Consider the following 19,768-nt stretch of genomic DNA (forward strand, 5'->3'; position numbering starts at 1 on the left):
TCGCGGCACTTCTTCCAGGAACCGAGGACGACCCCATGAACGAGCAGGCCCAGACGACCCAGGCCCCTCAGACGCCCCCCAAGCCGGCCCCCAAGGGCATTGGCCTGGCGGACAGCGCGGTGGCGCGCCTCCAGCAGCTGTTGGTGGAGCGCCAGACGCCGGACGCCGGCCTGCGCATCGCGGTGAAGGGCGGCGGGTGCTCCGGCCTCCAGTACTCCATGGAGTGGTCGGAGAAGTCCCGCGAGCGCGACAAGGTGTTCGAGCGTGACGGCGTGCGCGTCTTCGTGGACCCGAAGAGCTACCTGTACCTCATCGGCACGGAGCTGGTGTTCGAGCAGACGCTGATGGCGTCCGGCTTCAAGCTGAACAACCCCAACGTCAAGGCCGCGTGCGGCTGCGGAGAGAGCTTCTCCGTCTGAAGCCCCAGCGGCCTTCCCGCCCGCCCTGTCGGTCAGGGAGCGGGCACCAGGGGTCCGGCCCGGCGCCGGGCCCCTTTTTCGTTTTCCCCCTGATTCGCCACGAGGACTTCCCCCACCGTGAGGACCCACTTCGACGTGTTCGGGCTGCCCCGCTCCCACGCCGTGGACGTGCCGGCCCTGGAGAAGCAGTACCGGGAGCTGTCGCTGCAGCTGCACCCGGACCGCGTCGCCCCCGGCAACGCGAAGGCGCGCCTGCAGGCCGTGGAGGGCACCACCGCCCTCAACGAGGCCTTCAAGACGCTGAAGGACCCGGTGCGCCGCGCCTTCTACCTGCTCAAGCTCCACGGCGTGGACCTGGACCGCGAGGACGCGGGCGCCCAGAAGGACATGCCCCTGGAGTTCCTGGAGGAGGTCATGGAGCTGCGTGAGGCGCTGGACGAAGCCATCGCGGCGAAGGACCTGCCCCGGGCGCAGGGGATGGCGAAGGACGTGGCGGGCCGCAAGTCGGCGGCGCTCCAGGAGGCCGTCGCGGCGCTCGGAGCGCTGGAGGGCTCGGGGGATTCGCCGGACGGGGTGAGAAAGGCATCGCACGCGCTGGGGCGGGTGCGCTACTTCACGCGCTTCCTCGAGCAGGTGGACGCGTTCGAGGAGGAGGTGCTCGCGTGAGCAACAACGGCTATCTGCAGATCCACGACCCGCTCAAGCCGAAGGGCCACGTGGTGGGCATCGACCTGGGCACCACCCACTCGCTGGTGGCGTCCGTGACGCAGGGCAAGCCCCGCTGCGTCCCGGTGGACGAGGGCGATTCGCTGCTGCTGCCCTCCGTCGTGCACTACGGCAAGGACGGCGGCGTGGTGGTGGGTGCCCGCGCGCGCAAGCTGGCGGCCGAGGCCCCCACGGACACCATCGTGTCGGTGAAGCGCTTCATGGGCCGCAGCCCGGATGATCCGGAGACGCGCAAGCTGGGCCACTACGCCTTCGCACCCGGCGCCAACGTGGTGCGCTTCGACGTGGCCGGCGGCCAGCCGGTGACGCCCATCGAGGTCTCCGGCGAAATCCTGCGCGCGCTGAAGCGCCGCGCGGAGGCGCACTTCTCCGGCAAGGTGGAGCAGGCCGTCATCACCGTGCCCGCCTACTTCGACGACGCCCAGCGCCAGGCCACCCGCGACGCGGGGAAGCTCGCGGGCCTGGAAGTCCTGCGGCTGCTCAACGAGCCCACCGCCGCCGCGCTGGCATACGGCCTGGACAAGGGCAGCCAGGGGATGTTCGCCGTCTACGACCTGGGCGGCGGCACGTTCGACATCTCCATCCTCAAGCTGGAGGACGGCGTCTTCGAGGTGAAGTCCACCGGCGGCGATTCGGCCCTGGGCGGCGACGACTTCGACCGCGCCATCGCGCAGCACGTGCTCCAGAAGCGCGGCGTGCAGGCGCCCTCCCCCGCGCAGGTGGCGGAGCTGATGGCCGCCGCTCGCAAGGCGAAGGAGGCGCTCACCGACGCGGCGGAGGTGACGCTGAGCGTGGAGGGGCATACGCAGCAGGTGGGCCGCGCGGACTTCGAGGCGTGGATCCAGCCGCTCGTGGCGAAGACGGGCGCGGTGTGCCGGCGGGCGCTGAAGGACGCGGGCGTCGCGGCCGGGGAGCTGGACGGCGTCATCCTGGTGGGCGGCTCCACGCGCGTGCCCGCGGTGCGCCGCTTCGTGGCGGAGCTGTTCGGCCGCGAGCCCCTGGGCGACATCGATCCGGATCAGGTCGTGGCGCTGGGCGCGGCGGTGCAGGCCAGCCTGCTCACCGACGGCGACCGCCAGGACGAGGTGCTGCTGCTGGACGTCATCCCCCTGTCGCTGGGCCTGGAGACGATGGGCGGCATCACGGAGAAGCTGATCCCGCGCAACTCCACCATCCCCACCGCGGCGGCGCAGGTGTTCACCACGTTCAAGGACGGCCAGACAGGCCTGGACGTGCACGTGGTGCAGGGCGAGCGCGAGCTGGTGCAGGACAACCGCAGCCTCGCGCGCTTCACGCTCTCCGGCATCCCGACCATGGCGGCCGGCATGGCCCGCGTGGAGGTGCGCTTCCAGGTGGACGCGGACGGCATCCTGTCCGTCACCGCCAAGGAGCAGAGCACCGGCGTGGCGCAGGCCATCACCGTGAAGCCCAGCCACGGCCTGACGGACGAGGAGATCGAGAAGATGCTCCTCGACTCCATCGACTTCGCGGAGGACGACATCCAGGCCCGCCAGTTGCGCGAGCAGCAGGTGGAGGCCGAGCGCGTCCTCTCCGAGGCCGACCGGCAGCTGCGCGAGAACGCGGCCCTGCTGGAGGCCGGCGAGCCGGAGGCCATCCAGGCCGCCATGGCCCGCGTGCGCGAAACCGCGCAGGGCAAGGACTACCTGGCCGTGAAGGAGGCCCTGCACGCGCTGGACGAGGCGTCCCGGGGTTTCATCGAACGGGTCATGAACCGCGCCATCACCCAGGTGGTGTCCGGCCATTCCGTGGAGGAGTACTGAGCCGTGCCCAAGGTCACCTTCAAGAGCCCCCTGGCGGAGGTCGCCGTGGACGTGCCCCCGGGCACCACCCTGCTGGACGCCGCGGAGAAGGGCGAGGCCCAGGTGGGCCACAGCTGCGGCGGCGTCTGCGGGTGCTCCACCTGCCATGTCTGGGTCCGCAAGGGCCTGGACTCGCTGAGCGAGCAGCGGGACGACGAGATGGACCGCCTGGACATGGGGTTCGACGTCCGGCCGTACTCCCGCCTGTCCTGCCAGACGGAAGTGGGCGGTGAGGACATCACGGTGGAGATCACCGAGGAGTCCCTGGTCGCCTTCATGGACGAGAACCCGGTCATCCGCCGGCAGCTCGAGTCCGAGGGCCGCTGGCCCCTGAAGAAGTAGGCCGAAAAAGGGTGCTTGACCGGGCGGGGGAGGTTCTTTATACGTCTCGCCCATCGCGGCGCCACAAGCGCCGCGAGCCACCTGCCCAGGTGGTGGAATTGGTAGACACACTAGATTCAGGGTCTAGCGCCTGCAAGGGCATGGAGGTTCGAGTCCTCTCCTGGGCATGAAGTAAAAGAAGGGCCCCGACCACAAGTCGGGGCCCTTTTTGTTTTCCCGCCCTGCCCTTCCCACGCCCTATGGCGGCGCGGGTTCCACTGCTTCATGCGCCACGTGGTGCGCGGCGGCGTTGGCCAGCCGGCCGCCCTTGCGCAGGTCGCGGATCCGCAGCTTGGAGCGGTGCACGCACCACGCGCCCACGGCCACCTGGCTGATGACGGTGCCCAGGTGGGTGAGCGTGGCGAAGGCCGCCGCGTCCTCCGCGCTGGAGCCCAGCGAGCGCGCCGCCCAGCTCGTGACGAAGTAGTAGATGCCCATGCCCGCCGGGACGCCCGGCAGCGCCTGACCCAGGGAGATGGCGCCCAGCACGACGGCGCCCGCGAAGAGTCCTCCGGGGATGCGCACGCCGCGCAGCGCCAGGCCGTACGCCAGCGCGGAGGCGAACACCGGGAAGATGGAGAAGAAGAACACCTTCGCCATGCCCTTGAAGGAGCGCGCGGTGCCCAGGCCCTCGCCCACGTGGCTGAGGAAGCTGTCCACGCGGGGCAGGCTGTGGCGCTTGTGCAGCCAGCGGCCCAGGGGCGCCGCCCAGTGGGCCAGCAGCACCACCAGGGCCACCAGGCCGATGCACAGCGACACCGCCACCTCCATCTCCGTCCGGAAGTGGGCCATGGTCGCGCCGAAGGGGCCCAGGAAGGACAGGGCCACCAGCAGCATCAGGCAGGCGAACTCCATCAGCTTGCACACACCCACGGAGCCCAGGCTCCGGATGAAGGGGATGTTGTGCGTGCGCGACAGGAGGAAGGAGCGCGTCACCTCGCCCAGCTTCCCCGGCAGCGCGTTGTGCACGAAGACGCCAATGCCCACCATCTGGAAGCGGTCGCGGAACGGGATGGGCTTGCGCAGCGTGGCCTGCCACTGCACCGCCCGCAGCGGCACGAGCGCCGCCTGCAGCAGCATGAAGGGCACCAGCCACACCAGGTGCCCCGGCAGATCGCGCACGAACTTCCCCAGCGGGAAGCGCGGAATGAGCAGGTCCCCCGGCCCGTGCAGGTTCCACTTGAAGAACGCGGTGGAGAGCAGCAGCACGGACAGCACCAGCCCCACCACCGCGCCCAGCACCTTGAGCCACGTGCGTCCACCGGCGTTGGGAAGCCGCATGGTCCTCCCCTTCGTCATGTTCAATGGATGATCCGGGGTGAGCCGGTGTCCAGGTAGGCCTCGGCCAGCCGCTCGTGCAGCCGGGCGCAGTGGCTCAGGCCGGACAGGTCCACCGGGCCGTTGGCGGGCCACATCACCAGGCTGTCGGACTCCACGCGCGTGAGGCCGCCGTGCGAGCCGAACTCCCACGCGAAGCCCACCGTGCCGCCCTTCTGGACGGCTTCACCGAAGAGGACCAGGTCCCCCGCGGTGTCCATGCGCGGCAGCCCGTGGAGGAAGTCCGCCACGGCGCGCCGGCTGTACTCGGTGGTGAGCGGCGCGCGGTCCAGATCCGCCAGGCCGTAGACGCCCCCGCCCATCACCACCACCGCTTCCGAACCCCTGCGCATCGCCACCATGCCGATGTCCGGGTTGTTCGTGGCCCGCGCCAGCACCTCCGGGTGCCGCGCCAGCAGCTCGCGCGCCTCCAGCGGCGCGGGACGCCCGCTCAGGTAGATGTGGGCGAAGTTGCCGGCCTCCACCACCACGGGGATGAAGGGCTCGCGCGCGGCGGTGTCCGGTGCCGGGGGCTCGCGGCCATCCAGCAGGCCCCGGCGCACGTCCTCGCGCAGCGGAGGCACGTCGCCCTCGACGAGGACGGCCTCCAGGCGCCGGCCCTGGCGCTGCTCCAGGGGCAGGCTGTCCACGTGGCCGTGGTCGGACAGGAGGATGACGTCGTAGGGCTCCGGCGCGGCGCGGGCCACGGCGAACAGCTCCGCCAGCGACGCGTCCACGCGGTGCAGCTCCTGCATCGCCAGCTCCGAGCGCGGACCCCGGCGGTGGGCCACTTCGTCGTAGTTGCCGTACACCAGGTAGATGAGCGGCACGCCGCGCACCATGTCCACCAGGGACTTGGTGTACGCGAAGCTCCAGCCCAACCGCTGGAGGAGGATGCGGCTGAGCAGGAAACCCTGCTCGTGACGCCAGTCCTTGACGGCGCGCGCCCACTGCCGCACCTCGCGCACGGCCTGCCAGGACTCCATGCCGAAGGAACGCAGGAAGTCCCATGCGCCCTTCGTGCGCGCCGACCCCAGGCCCTGCATCTCGTACGCGAACGAGCGCGCCATCAGCTTGAAGCTGGACAGCGTGCTCATGCACATGCGGTTCATGGCGCCCGCGTGGAAGAGCGAGAAGTACGTGTGGCCGCCGTGGTCCAGCAGGCTCGTGCGGCCGTGGCCGCGCAGGCGCGCGTCGATGGCCATCGCGTCGCCCGGCGTGTTCATCTGCACCTTGCGGCCGAGCGCGCGGTCGTACCAGCTGTAGCCCGGCAGGTTCGGGTGCTGCAGCCCGTAGAGCAGCCCCGCCTGGAAGAACGGCGTGGACGTCGGCGCGCCCCAGAACGCGTTCTCCAGGTGATACGCGCCAGAGCGGACGAGCTGTGCGACAAAGGGCATGCGCCCCGTGACAATGGCCTCGTCCAGGAGGGCCTTTGGCACCCCGTCCAGATGGACGAGCAGAGCGTTCCGAGGCCGACGCGCCGCCACAGGCGGAACTTTCGACCCGATCCTCCGGACGAGGCCATTCGCCCAATTTCGTGAATTCTCGCTGACGAGCTCGTTGAGACTTTCGCGCACGTTGACGGCTCCCCCATCCCCCAAGGCAAAATGGGCATTCAGGGGGACAGGAGCTTCCGGGGCCGCGCTGCTCTCTTGGAGAGCAGGCGGGCGGAAGAGGTTCCTGTCCCGGGCTGGAATCGATGCGCCCCCTCGGGGCTTCACGGGGTTTCGATGCTGGCTCCAGCCGTCTTCCTGTTCTTCATGCTGCTGTCGCTGAGCGCCGTGGCGGCCGGCCGAACGGCCGCGCCCGGGCTCGTGCCGGTGAAGCAGACGCCGACGATGGACGGCATCGCCCTGCCCCTCTTGAGCTTCAGCTCGGATCAGGGCTTCGGCTACGGCGCCGTGGGCGGCATGTATCTCTACGGTGAGGGCAAGGCGCCCTATGCGCATGCCCTGTCCGCGCAGGTGTTCTTCACCGCTCGCGGCGCCATGAATCATTACCTCCGCTACGACGGGCCGCAGTTGCTGGGGCCCCTGCGGCTGGAGGGACGGCTGGAGTACCGCCAGGAGAAGAGCAGCCCCTTCTTCGGCGCGGGCAACCTGTCCGCCCCGGACTTCCGGGGGGACGTGGACGACCAGAAGTACAACTACGACAAGGGCTCGCCGGGCCTCTGGGTGCGTCTGCGCGGGCGGCCCTTCGGTGAGAAGCACCCGTTCCAGTCGTACGTGGGCTACGGCTGGCGCTACACGCGCGTGTCACCCTACGAGACGTCCATCCTGGCGCAGGAGAAGCCCATCGGCATCGAGGGCGGGCCCAGCGGGCAGATCCTCGCGGGCGCGCTCTGGGACACGCGCGACGAGGAATCCGACCCGACGTCCGGTGGCGTGGAGGAGGTGGCGCTGCGCGTGTCGGGCCTGGCCACCTTCAGCCGCTACCAGTACGCGGGCGTGACGCTGAGCGAGCGCCGCTACATCCGGATTACTCCGCGGCTGGTCTTCGCGCAGCGGCTCACGCTGGACATGCTGTTCGGCGAGGTGCCGTTCTTCGAGTGGATGACCACGGGCGGCGTCAACGTGTCCGAGGGCATTGGCGGCATGAGCAGCGTGCGCGGCATCGAGCGCAACCGCTTCGCCGGCAACGTGAAGGCCTTCAGCAACTCCGAGCTGCGCTTCCAGGCGGCGCGGATGAGCGTCTTCGGGCAGCCGCTGGCGCTGGGCGCGGTGGTGTTCCTGGACCTGGGCCGCGTGTGGCATCCGGGCGTGACGGACGGCAAGTGGCATGAGTGGCACCCGGGCATCGGCGGCGGCCTGCGCTTCTCGCGCCGCGCGGCCGTGGTGCGCATGGACTACGCGCGCTCCACCGAAACGGGCCGTCAGCGCTTCTACATCACGTTCGGTCACATGTTCTAACGGCGGGCCCGGGCGCGCGCCGCGACTTTTCAGGTGAGCGCGTCCACCCAACCGCGAAGCCGCGCATCCGTCTGCGCCTCGCCGCGCACGCCCTGCTCCACGTCCAGCGTCAGCGTGAGGAAGCCGCGCGACTCCAGGCCCTGGCGCAGGGCTTCACGCGCGGCAGCGTCCGGGGCGAAGAGGATGCAGCCGTCGCCACCGCCCGCGCCGGAGAGCTTGCCCGCGCAGTGGTAGGACGCGGCGAGGGCCAGCACGCGGCGCATGCCTTCGGTCTCCAGCGGGCCCAGCTCCAGGAGCAGCGCGTGCTGGGCCTTCACGGCTTCGGCGAAGGCGCGGAAGTCGCCGCCGCCCAGGCCGTCTTCAATCGTGTGCCCCAGCGCGTCCGAGCGCTCCACGAACGCCTTGCGGCCGGCATCCGCGAGCCGGGCTTCCACCTGGTCGATGAGGAGCTTCGTGGACGCGCTCTCGCCGGTGAAGGCGTAGAGCATGGACACGCGGGGCACGGGCATGCGCCAGAGGTCCACCGGAGGGGACTCCGCGAGCGCGGCGTTGAAGCGGCCGGTGTTGGCGGCGTTCGCGAGCGCGGTGATGTCGTAGCGCCGGTAGCGCACGGCTCCGCCCGCGAAGCTCGTGGCCACGTCGCCGCCGCTGCCCTTGCCGCCCTGCCCCAGCGTGTGCGCGGTGAGGGCCAGCTTCAGCACGTCGAACTTCTCCTCCAGCACGAAGCGCGCGGCCTCCGCGGCGAGCACCGTGGCGGAGGCACTGCCGCCGATGCCCAGCTTGTGGCCGCCCGGGCCCAGTGCGCCCGGTGACACCGCGACGTCGAAGCCCACGCTCGCGCGGCCGTGCGCGCGCAGGGCCTCATCCAGTGTGCGGGCGACGAAGGAGAAGCCGGCGGGCACGTCGCGCTCCCACTTCACGCCCCGGGGCGTGGTGAGGCCCTGGAGCGTCCCCTCCTCCAGGCAGATGTGCACGCGCGAGTCCTGGCGCCTGCGCACATAGGCGGCCGTGCGCGGCGCCACCGCGGCCAGGCGCGACACGCCGCCCCACAGCACGGCGTACTCGCCGGAGATGAACAGCTTGCCTGGGGCGGAGAGCGCTCGGTCCATCCGTGTGTCACCTCGTGCACGCGCTGCGGGCCGTGCTCCGGCCCGGCGCATGCGTTGGAATCACTGCGCCAGGAGCAGCGAGCGAAGCGCTGTCAGAACAGGTGCTCGGTGAGCAGCGTCGCATCACCGCCGGGCACGCAGCGCACCACGTCCACGGCGCCGCAGGCGCGGGCCAGGGCCTCCGCCGCGACCTCGTGGGCCGAGGTCGTCAGCAGCACCGGGTTCGGACCCGCGTCGAGCGTGAACCACACCGGCACGCCCTTCTTGCGCTGCTCGCGCAGGTGCTGGATGAGCCCCAGCGTCGCCGGGCTCAGGTAGCTGAGCGGCGGATCCGCGGAGAGCGTGGTGCAGTGCATCCGCCACGCGTTGCGCTCGCACAGCTCGCCCAGCGCCTCCAGGTCCTTCTTCGCGATGAGCTCCCGGGCGCGGGGCACTTCGGCCTCCGCGTCCTTCACCCACGCCGGGTAGTAGGGGCTCGTCTCCACCGTGTTCTTCATCCCGTCCCGCGACTTCACCTCTTTCTCGCCGCGGTCGAGGATGGCCACCACCATGCGCAGGTCCGCCCAGTGGCCCGCGTCGAAGCGCTGGATGGCGTAGCTGTCCTCGCCGTCCGCGCGCTCACCGCGCTGCCACTCGCAGAAGCCGCCCTGCACGCTGCGGCACGCGGAGCCACTGCCCCGCCGCGCCAGGATGCTGGACGCCCGCGTGTCCTCCGGAAGCCCCGCCGCCGCGCACCCCGCCACCGCCAGCGCCGCGAAGCCCGCCGCGCTGCTGGCCAGGCCCGCCGCCATCGGGAAGTCCCCGCGAGACACCACCTTCGCGGGCCCCAGGTCGCGCCCCGCCTGCACGCGCACCGCGTCCAGCAGGCGCAGCACGCGGTCGCGCTCGCTGCCCTTGGCCGCGTGGCCGTGCAGCTCCACCGTGTCCGCGGCGGCGCCGAACTCCACCGTCGTCGTCACGTGGATGGGCGCCAGCGTCAGCGACAGGCTGGACTGATGCGGGAGGATGAGCGCTTCGTCCCGCTTCCCCCAGTACTTCACGAGCGCGATGTTGGGATGCGCCCGGACCGTTGCCTTCATGGAATGTCTCCCTGGGCCCGCGGTCCCGCGAGCTGGCTCGCGAAGCAGCGCACGCCGTCGCGCGTCAACTGCGCGACCACGGGCTCCGGTTCGGGGAAGAGGCCGATGACCGCGCCACCGTCACCTCCCGCCCCGGTGAATTTGGCCCCCAGCGCGCCCAGCGAGCGCAGCCGGAACACCATGTCCTCCAACGCTGGCGACGACAGCCCCAGCGCGTTCAGGAGGCCCTGGTTGACGTTCATCGCGTCCCCCAGCCCCTCCAGGTCGCCCGCCTCCACCGCCTTCGCCGCGTCGGTGACGAGCCTCCCCACCTGACCGAAGAGCCGCTTGTAGCGCTCCGGCCACCGCGCCTGCCGCTCGCGCAGCGCCCCCACCGTCAGCTTCGTGGGACTGCGCGCGCCCGCCAGCGCCACCACCACCGACACCGGCCGCGGGCTCTTCAGCTCGCGTGCCCGTCCCGTGACGCCCGCCGGCGCCTGCACCCGCCGGTAGAGGATGAGCTTCTCCTCGGCGCTGGTGGTGTGGTCCACGCCGGACGGCGTGCCGTGGAACTCCTGCTCCATCTCCCACGCCAGCCGCGCCGTCGCCTTCGCCGTGGGCTCCTGCCCCGCCGCCCGCAGCAGCACGCGGGAGGTGGCCACCGCCAGCGCCGCGGAGCTGCCCAGCCCCGCGGACAGCGGCAGCTGCGGCTCCAGCGTCACCTTCACCTTCGGCTCGCCCACCAGCTTCGCCGCCCGCGCGAAGGCCTTGCGCATCATCCGCTTCTGCGCCGCGTCCGCCGTCACCGGCACGTCCAGCACGCACGAGCGGGAGGGCACGCCGCGCGCCACCACGCCGATGCTCAGGGGACCCGCGATGGCCGGGTAGCCGTACACGACGCTGTGCTCGCCCAGCAGGATGACCTTGCCAGCACCGAAGGCGACCAGGGGATTCGTTGCGGGAGTCATGGCACCAGGCACGCGAAAGGGGCGGGCGCGTTCTTTCGCGCACCGCCCGGCCCCGTCAAGCGCTCCCGCGTGGGAAGCGCTCCGGGGCGGAACGTCAGCCGTTGGTGAGGGTGGCGATGGCGGGCGTCTCCGGCGGCAGGTTCGCGAGGATCTCCCGCGCCTTCTCCACCTTCACGTGCCCCGCCTTCACCAGCAGGTTGGCCACCTTCTCCACGTCCCCGCCGCGCGCGCCCGCCGTCACCGCGACGCTGCGCGCGTGCATGGCCATGTGGCCCTTCTGGATGCCCACCGAGCCCAGGGCCCGGAGCGCCGCGAAGTTCTGCGCCAGGCCCACCGCCGCGAACACCATGGACAGCTCGCGCACGCTGGTGGCGCGCATCAGCTTGAGCGCCACCTGCGCGCCCGGATGGATCTTGATGGGGCCGCCCACCAGGCCCAGCGCCAGCGGCAGCTCGATGCGGCCCACCAGGTGCCCTTCCTCCAGGTACCAGGTGGACAGCGGGCGGTACTGCCCCTTGCGGCACGCGAACGCGTGCGCGCCCGCCTCGATGGAGCGCCAGTCCTGCCCCGTGGCGATGGCCACCGCGTCGATGCCGTTCATCACGCCCTTGTTGTGCGTGGCGGCGCGGTACGGGTCCGCTTCCGCGAAGCGGCTCGCCTGGGCGATGCCTTCCGCGATCACTTCGCCCGGCAGGCCAAAGTCCGCCAGGAGCGGCAGCGGGATGCGGCACGTGGCGCGCGCGAGCCGCTTGTCCGCCAGGTTCGACAGGATGCGCAGGTACACCCTGCCGCCCGTCAGCTGTTCAATCAGCGGCGCCACGCCCTCCGCCATGGTGTTGATGAGGTTCGCCCCCATCGCCTCCTGCGCGTCGATGAGGAGGTGGACGATGAGCAGCGGCTCGCCGCGCGGGCCTTCCGGCGCGGGCAGCAGGCGCACCTCCACGTCCCGGGCGCCGCCGCCGCGGGCCACCATGGCCGGGTGGAAGCTGTTGGCCAGGGCGAGGATCTGCTCCTTCGCCTCCAGGATCTTCTCGGACGCGAGGCCGGGGTCGCCGTAGTTGGAGACCTGCACCTGGCCGATCATCATCGACTCGTCGGCCTCCGCGGTGAAGCCGCCCGCCTCGCGGACGATCTTCGACGCGAACGACACCGCCGCGACGACGGAGGGCTCCTCCACCGCCATGGGCACCAGGTAGTCGCGCCCGTTGACGTTGAGGTTGAGGCCCAGGCCCAGCGGCAGGGAGAACGTGCCCACCGCGTTTTCGATCATCTGGTTGGCGACCGTGAGGTCCAGGGCGGACTCGCCGCGCAGATGCTCCAGCTCCGCCTCGGTCAGCCGGAACATCTGGCCAATGCGCGCCAGACGCTCCTCCATGGGCAGCTTGTGGAATCCGGCGAGCCGGGACGTCACGGTGTCAGACATGTTCTTCCTTCCCAACCTGGGAGCCGCCCTGCATCACAACGCCGCCAACCAATCCTTCAACGCTCCGGACACCACGCGGGGCCGCTGCCGCAATTGCGCGACGTCGCGGCTGCCCGTCAGCACCAGCGCCTGCCGCAGCCCCGTGAGGATGACCTTCAGCGCCTCCTCCGCGGCCGGCAGTCCGCCCTGCTGCTGGGCCCGGAACAGCGGCAGCGCCATGCCCGCCAGGTCCGCGCCCAGCGCGAGCACCTTCGCGGACTCCAGCCCACCCCGCACCCCGCCGCTGGCCACGAGCCGCACCTCCGGCCCCACCGCCTTGCGCACGCTGGCGATGGCCGCCGCGGTGGGGATGCCCCAGCCGCTGAACTCCGCGCCCACCTGCGCCTGCGGGCCCGCCGCGCGCAGCTGCTCCACGCGCACCCACGACGTGCCGCCCAGCCCGGAGACGTCCACGTTGCGCACGCCCAGCTCCACCAGCCGCCGCGCCACGTCCGGACCGATGCCGCACCCGGTCTCCTTCACCAGCAGCCGGTCGCCAAACGCGCGCGCCAGCTCCTCCACCACGCGGTAGCCGCCGCGGAAGTCGCGGTCGCCCTCCGGCTGCGTCAGCTCCTGGCCGGCGTTGAGGTGCAGCGCCATGCCGTCCGCGCCAATGGCGTCCATCAGCCGCCGCACGCCGTCCACGCCCAGGCCAATGGCCTGGTACAGGCCGATGTTGCCCAGGAGCGCCACCGTGGGCGCCACGTCGCGCACCGCGTAGGACGCCGCGCGCGCGCTGTCCTCCGCCATGGCGCGCTGGCTGCCCACGCCGAAGGCCAGGCCGTGCCGCTCCGCGAGCAGCGCCAGGTCCCGGTTCACGGCGCCCGCGCGCTCGGTGCCACCCGTCATGCCGGTGAGGAGCAGCGGCGCCTGGAGCCGCTTGCCCAGGAACGGCGTGGACAGGTCCACGTCCTCCACCGCCATCTCCGGCATGGCGCAGTGGATGAGGTGCACGTGCTCCAGCAGCGTGGAGTTTTGCGCGGGTTCCACGTCTCCGGTCGCGCACAGATCGAGGTGGGCATCCTTCCGCCTGGCTGTCGTCTCGTCGCCCATGTCGCTGAATGCCGCCCGCGCTGTCGCTGCAAAAAACGTGTAAGACTGGAAGGTCACTAGGTTCCTACCAAGCGCCAGGGCCGGGGTGCAAGCCAAAGGGCCCTGGCGGTCGCCCCCGGGGCGTGAATGGACGCGGTGGCTTCTGGACGGTATGAGCCACCGCGTGAGCACGCCGGACAACAGGGTCGTCGTCTTCCTGCACAGTGGCGAATACGACCGGGTGCACCAGGGGCTCTCCATCGCGGCGGCGGCGACAGCGGCCGGGCGGCGCGTGGAGGTGTACCTGTTCTGGTGGGCCCTGGAACGCTTCCTGATGGACAGGTTGGACGAGCCGGACTTCGCCGGCCGCGAGGACGTGGCGGACCGCTTCGAGGCGCGCGGCATGCCCACGGTGCGCGCGCTCCTGGAGCACGTGCGCGAGTCCGGGCTGGGCACGGTGGCGGGCTGCACGGGCTCGCTCGGTGCCCTGGGGAGCGAGTCGAAGGCGGGCGACAGTGGCATAGACGTCTGGCTCGGTTGGAGCGCCATCCTCCAGCGTACGGCGGGCGTAACGGATCGTTTCTACCTTTGAGACGGGCGGTGGCTGGGGCCATGGGCCTCCGGGGCAGCCTGGACCCGTCACGTTGACGCCCCCCTGTGCCTGCTTACGTTTCGTGTGGCCTCCCTTGACGGGGCGAAAGGCACGGAACGAGGACCATGGCGCAGCGTGACCCCCACATGACATCCCGAGGACCGGCCGCACCGGCGCTCAAGGGCGGCGGGTGGCACCGGCTGGGCAACGCATTGAAGACGACCGTCCTGCTGGCGGGCTTGACGGCACTGGTGCTCGTCATCGGCCAGCGGCTGGGCGGCGCGCAGGGGCTGGCGATGGCAGGCCTCTTCGCGGTGGTGATGAACTTCGGCTCGTACTGGTTCAGCGACCGCATCGCGCTGGCCATCCACGGCGCGCGGCCGCTGCCGTACGAACAGGCCCCGTGGCTGCACGAGATGGTGGAGCGGCTGGCCGCGCGCGCGGGCATGCCGAAGCCGAAGGTGTACCTGCTGCCCACGGCGCAGCCCAACGCGTTCGCCACGGGCCGCAACCCGAGCCACGCGGCCGTCGCGGTGACGGCGGGCATCGTGGACATCCTGGACCGGCGCGAACTGGAGGGTGTGCTCGCGCACGAGATTGGCCACGTGCGCAACCGGGACACGCTCATCGGCACGGTGGCGGCGACGCTCGCGGGCATCATCAGCTACGCGGCGCAGATGCTCTTCTGGTTCGGCGGTAGCATGCTCAGCCGCGGCGACGATGAAGAAGGCGGTGGTCTGGCCGGTGCGCTGTCCAACCTGGGCCTGCTGCTGGTGGCGCCCATCGCGGCCACGCTGCTGCAGCTGGCGGTGAGCCGCTCGCGCGAATACGGCGCGGACGCCACGGGCGCGGAGCTGTGCGGCGACCCGGATGCGCTGGCGAGCGCGCTCCTGAAGATGGAGCGCGGCGCGGAGGCCATCCCGTACGACAGGGCGCCGGCCACGTCGCACCTGTTCATCGTCAACCCGCTGCACCACGGCGGGGTGATGTCGCTGTTCTCCACGCACCCGCCCATCCCGGAGCGCGTGCGCCGGCTGCGCGAGATGAGCGCGCGGATGGGCCAGGGCACGCGCAGCCGTGGCGGCTGGGAGTACGCGTACTGACCCGCTGGAAGCCATAACCCCTGCCAGTGCGCTGGCAGGGGTTATGGCCCCTGGGCCTGCTCAGGCGGACCGGGCCAGCGCCTCCGCGTCAGGCCCCGCGGGGAAGCGGAGCGTTCCCGAGGTGTCATTCGCGGCACGCCAGATGGCCTCGGCCACGTCGGACTCGCGCGTCACCGCGGAGGGCTGTCCGAGCGAGTCGAAGATGCGCTGGGCGAAGGGCGCGTACGCTTCGGGGAACAGCCCCTCCATCCGGGAGGAGCCGTTGCTCGTGAAGCGGGTGCCCGGGCAATAGCCCGGCTCGACGAGCTTCACGCGCAGGTTGAAGTCCTCGAGCTCGAAGGCGAGCGACTCCGTGAACCCTTCGATGGCCACCTTGCTCGCGGTGTAGACGGCCACCAGCGGCATCGGGGCCAGCGTCGCGCTGGATGTCACGTTCACGACCACGCCCGACTTGCGTGCGCGAAACCGCGGCAGCACCGCCTGCGTCATCGCCATGACGCCAAAGACGTTGGTCTCGAACACCTCGCGCACCGTGGCCATCGGCGTGGCCTCGAAGGCCCCCATGAGCCCGAGGCCCGCGTTGTTGACGAGCACGTCAATGGGCCCGCTCGCCTCCAGCGCCGCGGCGATGCTCTCGGGCCTCGTCACGTCGAGCGGCACCACGCGCAGCCGGTCCGTGGGAGGGAGGACGTCCTCACGCGGCGTCCGCATGGTGGCGACCACGTTCCAGCCCTTCGCGTGAAAGTGGCGTGCCGTCTCAAGTCCATAACCGGAAGAGCAACCCGTGATGAGCACCGTCTTCATGCCGGCTCCTTTTGCCGCGATTCGCGCGGCGTCGATGTTCTGAAGGTACCGGCGGCACTCAGGACGCTCCACCATGGGGAGTCCGTATTTCTTTCGCTAGAGTCCAGCCATGACCGATCCCCTCTCGGAAGTCATCGCGCTGCTTCAGCCCAAAGCCGTCTTCTCGAAGGGCATCAGCGGCGCTGGCGCATGGGGTGTTCGTTACTCTGACTTCGGTCAGCCCAGCTTCTGTGCCGTGCTCGAAGGGCGCTGCCGGCTGGCCGTCGACGGACAGCCGGCCCTGACGCTCGAGGGGGGCGACTTCGTGCTGCTGCCGGCCACGCCGGGCTTCACCATCTCCGGTTTCGAACCGGTGACTCCCGAACGTGTCGACCCCAAGGTGGCTCCGGCCCCCAAGGGGGAGGTACGTCACGGCCGGCGTGGCGGACGCCCGGACGTGCGCCTGCTCGGGGGTTACTTCGTCTTCGACTCGCCGGACGCGGCCCTGATGGTGTCGTTGCTCCCAACCGTGGTGCACGTCCCCGGCGTGGCGCGGCTCTCCACGCTGGTCCAACTCGTCAGCGACGAAACGAGCGAACAGCGCTCGGGCCGCGACCTGGTGCTGACGCGGCTCGTGGAGCTGCTGCTCATCGAGGCGCTGAGGTCGACGTCGAGCGGCGACACGCCTCCGGGGCTCCTGCGTGGACTGGCGGACGCGCGGCTCGCCCCCGCGATACGGCAGATGCACCGCCACCTCACGCGTCCGTGGACCGTGGCGCAGCTCGCGAAGAGTTCGGCGCTCTCACGCTCGGCGTTCTTCGAGCGCTTCACACGCACCGTGGGCCTGCCCCCCATGGAGTACCTGCTGGACTGGCGGATGGCCGTCGCGAGGGGACTGCTTCGCGGCCAGGAGCTCACCATCACCGAGGTGGCCGAGCGCGTTGGCTACAGCTCGGCAAGCACCTTCACCGCGGCGTTCAGCAAGTGCGTGGGCCAGCCTCCCGGGCGCTTCGCGCGTGCGGGCGGACACGGGCCCCGGCGTCACCCGTCACCCGGTCAGAAGGGCTGGAAGCAGTCGTAGTTGCGCTGGGAGACGATGCGGCCGTCGCGGAAGGTGAAGAACATGCCGAGCGACGCCCGCATCGTCCCTCCCGCGGGCAGGTTTCCCACGGGCACCCGCAGCGTCGCGCTCCACTCCGCCTCCACGGCGACGGTGTCCCCCACGCAGAGCGCGGACGTCACCTCGTAGCGCTGGGCCGACACGGCCTTCAGGCCCCGCTCGGCGGAGGCCAGCAGCCCCGCCAGGTCGCGCGTCGTCCCCTGGGGCGTCAGGCGGTTCGGGTGCTCGTGCTGGCGCACCTCCGGGTGGAAGAAGGCGGCGAGCGCCTCCCCCGTCGTCCCCGCTTCAAGGGCCTGCAGGTAGCGGCGGGTGAACTCCAGGTGCGGCGAGGACTGGGACATGGCGGGCTCCTGGACCGGGCCTCGGAATGAACTTCCACAACCCCGGTTTCACAACCTTCATTGCACAACCCTGATTGTGGATTCAAGATGTGGGGACATGGCACGTCGAGCGCGCGGGGGAAGTCCGGAGCTGGAGGCGTTGGACCTGGGACACCTGGCCCTCTTCGTGGGCATGCGGGTGAACGCGCTGGTGCTGGAGAAGGTGCACGCGGCGGGCTTCCCGGGGCTGCGGCAGGGACATGGCTACGTGGTGCAGCACCTGCTGGAGGCGCCTCGCACCATCAGCGAGCTGGCGGAGCTCCTGGGCGTGACGCAGCAGGCGGCGTCCAAGACGGTCGCGGAGCTGCGGACACTCGGCATCGTGGAGGCGGCGCCTTCCGAGGACGCGCGGACCCGGCGGATCCGTCTGTCCGAGCGGGGGCATGCCGCCATCGACACGACGCGGGCCATCCGGGCGGAGTTCGAGACCCGCTTCCGCCGCGCGCAGGGGGCGCAGGTGGTGGATGAGACGCGCCGGGTGCTCGCCGCGGTGCTGGAGTCGCTGGGCGGCGCGGAGACGGTGCGGCGCCGGCGGGTGCGAGAGCCGCGCTGACGGAGGCTATCCCGGCGATGGATCCGGGAGCGGTCCGAAGGACTCCACCGGGTGCTCCAGCATCTCGCGCAGCGTGTTGGCGATGACGCCCGCGTGGTAGCCGTCGAGGAAGCGGTGGTCGAAGGACGCGTTGATGTTCATCACGTGGCCGGGCACCACCCTGCCCTCCTCCACCACCGCCACCTCCCGCACCGCGCCGGGCGCGAGGAAGACGGGCACGCGGGTGAAGGGCGCCAGCGGCAGGTAGGCCGTGTCCAGCCCCAGCGCGCCCACGTCCACCACCACCACCGAGCCGAACGGGTCCCTGGGCAATCCCATCCACTTCGGATCCACGTTCAGCGTGTACGTGAGGAACGACACCAGCCCGGTGAAGCGGTGCAGGAGCAAGGGGGGCACGCGCTCCAGCAGACGCCGGCCCTGCTCCACCTGTGCGTCGCGGCCTTCGCGCACGCGCGCCGCGGTGGCTTCCACCTCCAGCGCCAGCTCGCGCAGGGGCTTCTGGTCCACGTCCTCGATGCGCACGGGCGTGAGGCCCCGCTGATCCGCGCCGGGCAGCACCGCGCACACGGTGATCCGCTGGCGCAGGTAGATGCGCTGGTAGCGCAGGAGCGCGTTGGCGTCCGGGCAGCGGCGCAGCGCTTCCCCCACGGCCTTGAGGACCAGGTGCGTCGCGGTGAGCCGAACACCGGTGCGTTGGTGGAAGGCGTCCAGGTAAGCGAGCGCCGCGTCCATGCGCACCGTCAGCGTGCCGTAGACCGTGGGGTCATACGCGGTCGCCCAGCTCCCGATGGCGAGCTTGCGGAAGCTCGACACGTCCTGCTTCGGCTTCAGCTCCAGGTGCGCCATGGGGCGCGAGCGTGCCCCAGGTGAGCGCTGATAGGGGAGCCGGAATGCAGGCGGACGCCACGGCCCGGCCGGCACGGCGGGTGGGGCCCGCCGGGTTGCCTGCCAGTGAAGCCTTGACGCGCCATGTCCCAGCGGTAGGCTGCCCCGCTTTTTGCATCCTTCTGTGGAGGTCGTTCCCTTGCTGGTTGCACTCATCCTCGTATCGGTCGGGTTCGCCGTGACGCTCGGCCTGCTGCTCTTCGGAGACAAGAGCGGCGCTGGTGCCAACGCGGGTCGTTCCTCGCTCTCTTCTTCCTCTTCCGCGCCGTCGTTCCGGGGCGAGCTGGAGTCCGAGAGCAAGGCGCGCGCGAAGGCGGAATCGGAAGTCCAGCGCAAGCAGAAGGAGCTGGACGAGCAGCGCGCACAGCTCCAGGAGGTCAAGGAGCAGCTGAAGCAGACCAAGCGCAAGCTCTTCGAGCAGAAGGAAGGCGACAAGGGGTCGAACGACCTGGCGAAGGCCCGCGCCGAGGTGGAGCGCAACGCCAGCATCCAGTTGGAGCAGACCCGCTCGGAGCTGGCGCAGGCCCTGACGGAGAACGCCCGGCTGCGCGCGGAGACCGAAGGGCGCGGCAGCCCCCGCCGCCGTGAGGCCCCGGCCGCCGCCGTCCCCGCGCCTGTTTCCGCGCCCGCAGCCGCCGCTCCCGCGACGACGGAGCAGATCGCCGCGCCCGCGAGCGAGCCCGTGGTGAGCGCGGCGGTGACCGTGACGCCCGTGCCCGTGGCCCCGGCGGAGCCCGTGCGCCGCTACCGCGAGCTGAACGACGCGGACCGCGAGAAGATGGACCGGCTGGAGCAGGCGGCGAACAAGGACCGCTCGCGCGCCGTGGAGCTGGAGAAGGAAGTGCGCCGGCTCAAGGGCCGCGCCGACACGCAGGCGCGCATCCTGTCCGTGACGAAGTCCGAGGCCGACCTGGGCAAGGACAAGTACAAGGCGCTGGAGAAGCGCCTCAACCGCACGCTCCTGGAGCGCGACCTGCTTCGCCGGGCCATCAAGGACCTGGAGAAGAAGACGGGCATGCTCGCGGAGCGCACGGAGCTGACGCCGGACGAGGTCGCCGCCAGCGACCAGCGCAGCGACGACCAGGCCCGCGCCCGCGCCGAAGCAGAGGCCCGCGCCGCCGCCCCGGCCACGCCGACGGAAGCCCCCGCCG

General features: G+C 71.2%; 20 protein-coding genes and 1 tRNA gene. 11 read left to right on the top strand and 10 right to left on the bottom strand.

All coding sequences use genetic code 11. The features are described from left to right. Positions 1 to 35: 35 nt before the first annotated feature. The 5 genes from D7X32_RS10875 to D7X32_RS10895 all read left to right on the top strand — a co-directional run bounded on the left by D7X32_RS10875 (position 36) and on the right by D7X32_RS10895 (position 3,474). Positions 36 to 419, top strand: coding sequence for a HesB/IscA family protein (locus D7X32_RS10875; protein ID WP_120602461.1), 384 nt, complete (start codon positions 36 to 38; stop codon positions 417 to 419). Positions 420 to 536: 117 nt separating this feature from the next. Further along, entirely contained in the window at positions 537 to 1,085 is a 549-nt protein-coding gene (gene hscB, locus D7X32_RS10880) for a Fe-S protein assembly co-chaperone HscB (RefSeq protein WP_120602462.1), read from the top strand. Next, positions 1,082 to 2,926 (top strand): Fe-S protein assembly chaperone HscA, encoded by a 1,845-nt coding sequence (gene hscA / locus D7X32_RS10885; RefSeq protein WP_120602463.1) that lies wholly within the window; start codon positions 1,082 to 1,084, stop codon positions 2,924 to 2,926. Before hscB ends, hscA begins: the two co-directional genes overlap by 4 nt. 3 nt (positions 2,927 to 2,929) lie before the next feature. Beyond that, positions 2,930 to 3,307, top strand: a complete 378-nt coding sequence (locus D7X32_RS10890; protein WP_120602464.1) for a 2Fe-2S iron-sulfur cluster-binding protein — start codon at positions 2,930 to 2,932, stop codon at positions 3,305 to 3,307. Positions 3,308 to 3,390: 83 nt separating this feature from the next. Then, positions 3,391 to 3,474: transfer RNA gene (locus D7X32_RS10895), tRNA-Leu, on the top strand. Positions 3,475 to 3,544: 70 nt separating this feature from the next. On the opposite strand, the gene D7X32_RS10900 is transcribed toward D7X32_RS10895, so the two are convergent. Further along, positions 3,545 to 4,627 (bottom strand): lysylphosphatidylglycerol synthase transmembrane domain-containing protein, encoded by a 1,083-nt coding sequence (locus D7X32_RS10900; protein ID WP_120602480.1) that lies wholly within the window; start codon positions 4,625 to 4,627, stop codon positions 3,545 to 3,547. A 20-nt stretch (positions 4,628 to 4,647) separates the two neighbouring features. After that, positions 4,648 to 6,240: an alkaline phosphatase family protein gene (locus D7X32_RS10905; protein ID WP_120602481.1), complete on the bottom strand. Its 1,593-nt coding sequence runs from the start codon at positions 6,238 to 6,240 to the stop codon at positions 4,648 to 4,650. Positions 6,241 to 6,393: 153 nt separating this feature from the next. Here D7X32_RS10905 and omp85 point away from each other — a divergent pair, with 153 nt between their 5' ends. Beyond that, positions 6,394 to 7,572 carry an Omp85 family outer membrane protein gene (gene omp85, locus D7X32_RS10910; RefSeq protein ID WP_120602465.1) on the top strand — a complete coding sequence of 393 codons (1,179 nt, stop codon included), beginning with the start codon at positions 6,394 to 6,396 and terminating at the stop codon, positions 7,570 to 7,572. A gap of 29 nt (positions 7,573 to 7,601) precedes the next feature. On the opposite strand, the gene D7X32_RS10915 is transcribed toward omp85, so the two are convergent. The 5 genes from D7X32_RS10915 to fni all read right to left on the bottom strand — a co-directional run bounded on the left by D7X32_RS10915 (position 7,602) and on the right by fni (position 13,222). Then, entirely contained in the window at positions 7,602 to 8,681 is a 1,080-nt protein-coding gene (locus tag D7X32_RS10915; protein WP_120602466.1) for a mevalonate kinase family protein, read from the bottom strand. A gap of 92 nt (positions 8,682 to 8,773) precedes the next feature. Further along, on the bottom strand, positions 8,774 to 9,760 hold the full coding sequence (gene mvaD, locus D7X32_RS10920) for a diphosphomevalonate decarboxylase (protein WP_120602467.1): 987 nt from the start codon (positions 9,758 to 9,760) through the stop codon (positions 8,774 to 8,776). After that, the gene (gene mvk / locus D7X32_RS10925; RefSeq protein WP_120602468.1) at positions 9,757 to 10,707 is read right to left on the bottom strand and encodes a mevalonate kinase; all 951 of its coding nucleotides are present in this window, start codon (positions 10,705 to 10,707) and stop codon (positions 9,757 to 9,759) included. Before mvk ends, mvaD begins: the two co-directional genes overlap by 4 nt. 94 nt (positions 10,708 to 10,801) lie before the next feature. Further along, on the bottom strand, positions 10,802 to 12,130 hold the full coding sequence (locus D7X32_RS10930; protein ID WP_120602469.1) for a hydroxymethylglutaryl-CoA reductase, degradative: 1,329 nt from the start codon (positions 12,128 to 12,130) through the stop codon (positions 10,802 to 10,804). A 33-nt stretch (positions 12,131 to 12,163) separates the two neighbouring features. Further along, entirely contained in the window at positions 12,164 to 13,222 is a 1,059-nt protein-coding gene (gene fni / locus D7X32_RS10935; protein ID WP_120602470.1) for a type 2 isopentenyl-diphosphate Delta-isomerase, read from the bottom strand. A 151-nt stretch (positions 13,223 to 13,373) separates the two neighbouring features. Between fni and D7X32_RS10940 the strand changes: the two genes are divergently transcribed. Both D7X32_RS10940 and D7X32_RS10945 read left to right on the top strand, forming a co-directional pair. Next, on the top strand, positions 13,374 to 13,793 hold the full coding sequence (locus D7X32_RS10940; protein ID WP_120602471.1) for a hypothetical protein: 420 nt from the start codon (positions 13,374 to 13,376) through the stop codon (positions 13,791 to 13,793). Positions 13,794 to 13,939: 146 nt separating this feature from the next. Continuing rightward, the gene (locus D7X32_RS10945) at positions 13,940 to 14,896 is read left to right on the top strand and encodes a zinc metalloprotease HtpX (protein ID WP_167506464.1); all 957 of its coding nucleotides are present in this window, start codon (positions 13,940 to 13,942) and stop codon (positions 14,894 to 14,896) included. A gap of 60 nt (positions 14,897 to 14,956) precedes the next feature. On the opposite strand, the gene D7X32_RS10950 is transcribed toward D7X32_RS10945, so the two are convergent. After that, positions 14,957 to 15,700, bottom strand: coding sequence for an SDR family oxidoreductase (locus tag D7X32_RS10950; RefSeq protein WP_120602473.1), 744 nt, complete (start codon positions 15,698 to 15,700; stop codon positions 14,957 to 14,959). A gap of 109 nt (positions 15,701 to 15,809) precedes the next feature. On the opposite strand from D7X32_RS10950, the gene D7X32_RS10955 reads away from it, so the two are divergent. Then, on the top strand, positions 15,810 to 16,760 hold the full coding sequence (locus D7X32_RS10955; RefSeq protein ID WP_120602474.1) for an AraC family transcriptional regulator: 951 nt from the start codon (positions 15,810 to 15,812) through the stop codon (positions 16,758 to 16,760). Here the strand turns inward: D7X32_RS10955 and D7X32_RS10960 are convergent. Then, positions 16,736 to 17,140, bottom strand: a complete 405-nt coding sequence (locus tag D7X32_RS10960) for a nuclear transport factor 2 family protein (protein WP_120602475.1) — start codon at positions 17,138 to 17,140, stop codon at positions 16,736 to 16,738. The genes D7X32_RS10955 and D7X32_RS10960 overlap by 25 nt on opposite strands. A 97-nt stretch (positions 17,141 to 17,237) precedes the next feature. Here D7X32_RS10960 and D7X32_RS10965 point away from each other — a divergent pair, with 97 nt between their 5' ends. Continuing rightward, positions 17,238 to 17,732 (top strand): MarR family winged helix-turn-helix transcriptional regulator, encoded by a 495-nt coding sequence (locus tag D7X32_RS10965; protein WP_120602476.1) that lies wholly within the window; start codon positions 17,238 to 17,240, stop codon positions 17,730 to 17,732. A gap of 6 nt (positions 17,733 to 17,738) precedes the next feature. On the opposite strand, the gene D7X32_RS10970 is transcribed toward D7X32_RS10965, so the two are convergent. Then, complete coding sequence (locus D7X32_RS10970; protein ID WP_120602477.1) at positions 17,739 to 18,578, bottom strand: 2-oxo acid dehydrogenase subunit E2; 840 nt, start codon at positions 18,576 to 18,578, stop codon at positions 17,739 to 17,741. Positions 18,579 to 18,756: 178 nt separating this feature from the next. Here D7X32_RS10970 and D7X32_RS10975 point away from each other — a divergent pair. Next, the coding region (locus D7X32_RS10975; RefSeq protein ID WP_120602478.1) for a coiled-coil domain-containing protein at positions 18,757 to 19,768 on the top strand (1,012 nt) is incomplete at its 3' end.

Origin of the sequence: Corallococcus carmarthensis (assembly GCF_003611695.1) — a bacterium.
In the GTDB taxonomy this organism is placed as follows: Bacteria; Myxococcota; Myxococcia; order Myxococcales; family Myxococcaceae; genus Corallococcus; species Corallococcus carmarthensis.

Bases quoted from the DNA above. Each gene is read 5' to 3' on its own strand.
- D7X32_RS10875 (WP_120602461.1), top strand. From the start codon at position 36: ATGAACGAGCAGGCCCAGACGACCCAGGCCCCTCAGACGCCCCCCAAG.
- D7X32_RS10900 (WP_120602480.1), bottom strand. From the start codon at position 4,627: ATGCGGCTTCCCAACGCCGGTGGACGCACGTGGCTCAAGGTGCTGGGC.
- omp85 (WP_120602465.1), top strand. From the start codon at position 6,394: ATGCTGGCTCCAGCCGTCTTCCTGTTCTTCATGCTGCTGTCGCTGAGC.
- D7X32_RS10915 (WP_120602466.1), bottom strand. From the start codon at position 8,681: ATGGACCGAGCGCTCTCCGCCCCAGGCAAGCTGTTCATCTCCGGCGAG.
- mvaD (WP_120602467.1), bottom strand. From the start codon at position 9,760: ATGAAGGCAACGGTCCGGGCGCATCCCAACATCGCGCTCGTGAAGTAC.
- mvk (WP_120602468.1), bottom strand. From the start codon at position 10,707: ATGACTCCCGCAACGAATCCCCTGGTCGCCTTCGGTGCTGGCAAGGTC.
- D7X32_RS10930 (WP_120602469.1), bottom strand. From the start codon at position 12,130: ATGTCTGACACCGTGACGTCCCGGCTCGCCGGATTCCACAAGCTGCCC.
- fni (WP_120602470.1), bottom strand. From the start codon at position 13,222: ATGGGCGACGAGACGACAGCCAGGCGGAAGGATGCCCACCTCGATCTG.
- D7X32_RS10940 (WP_120602471.1), top strand. From the start codon at position 13,374: ATGAGCCACCGCGTGAGCACGCCGGACAACAGGGTCGTCGTCTTCCTG.
- D7X32_RS10945 (WP_167506464.1), top strand. From the start codon at position 13,940: ATGACATCCCGAGGACCGGCCGCACCGGCGCTCAAGGGCGGCGGGTGG.
- D7X32_RS10950 (WP_120602473.1), bottom strand. From the start codon at position 15,700: ATGAAGACGGTGCTCATCACGGGTTGCTCTTCCGGTTATGGACTTGAG.
- D7X32_RS10955 (WP_120602474.1), top strand. From the start codon at position 15,810: ATGACCGATCCCCTCTCGGAAGTCATCGCGCTGCTTCAGCCCAAAGCC.
- D7X32_RS10960 (WP_120602475.1), bottom strand. From the start codon at position 17,140: ATGTCCCAGTCCTCGCCGCACCTGGAGTTCACCCGCCGCTACCTGCAG.
- D7X32_RS10965 (WP_120602476.1), top strand. From the start codon at position 17,238: ATGGCACGTCGAGCGCGCGGGGGAAGTCCGGAGCTGGAGGCGTTGGAC.
- D7X32_RS10970 (WP_120602477.1), bottom strand. From the start codon at position 18,578: ATGGCGCACCTGGAGCTGAAGCCGAAGCAGGACGTGTCGAGCTTCCGC.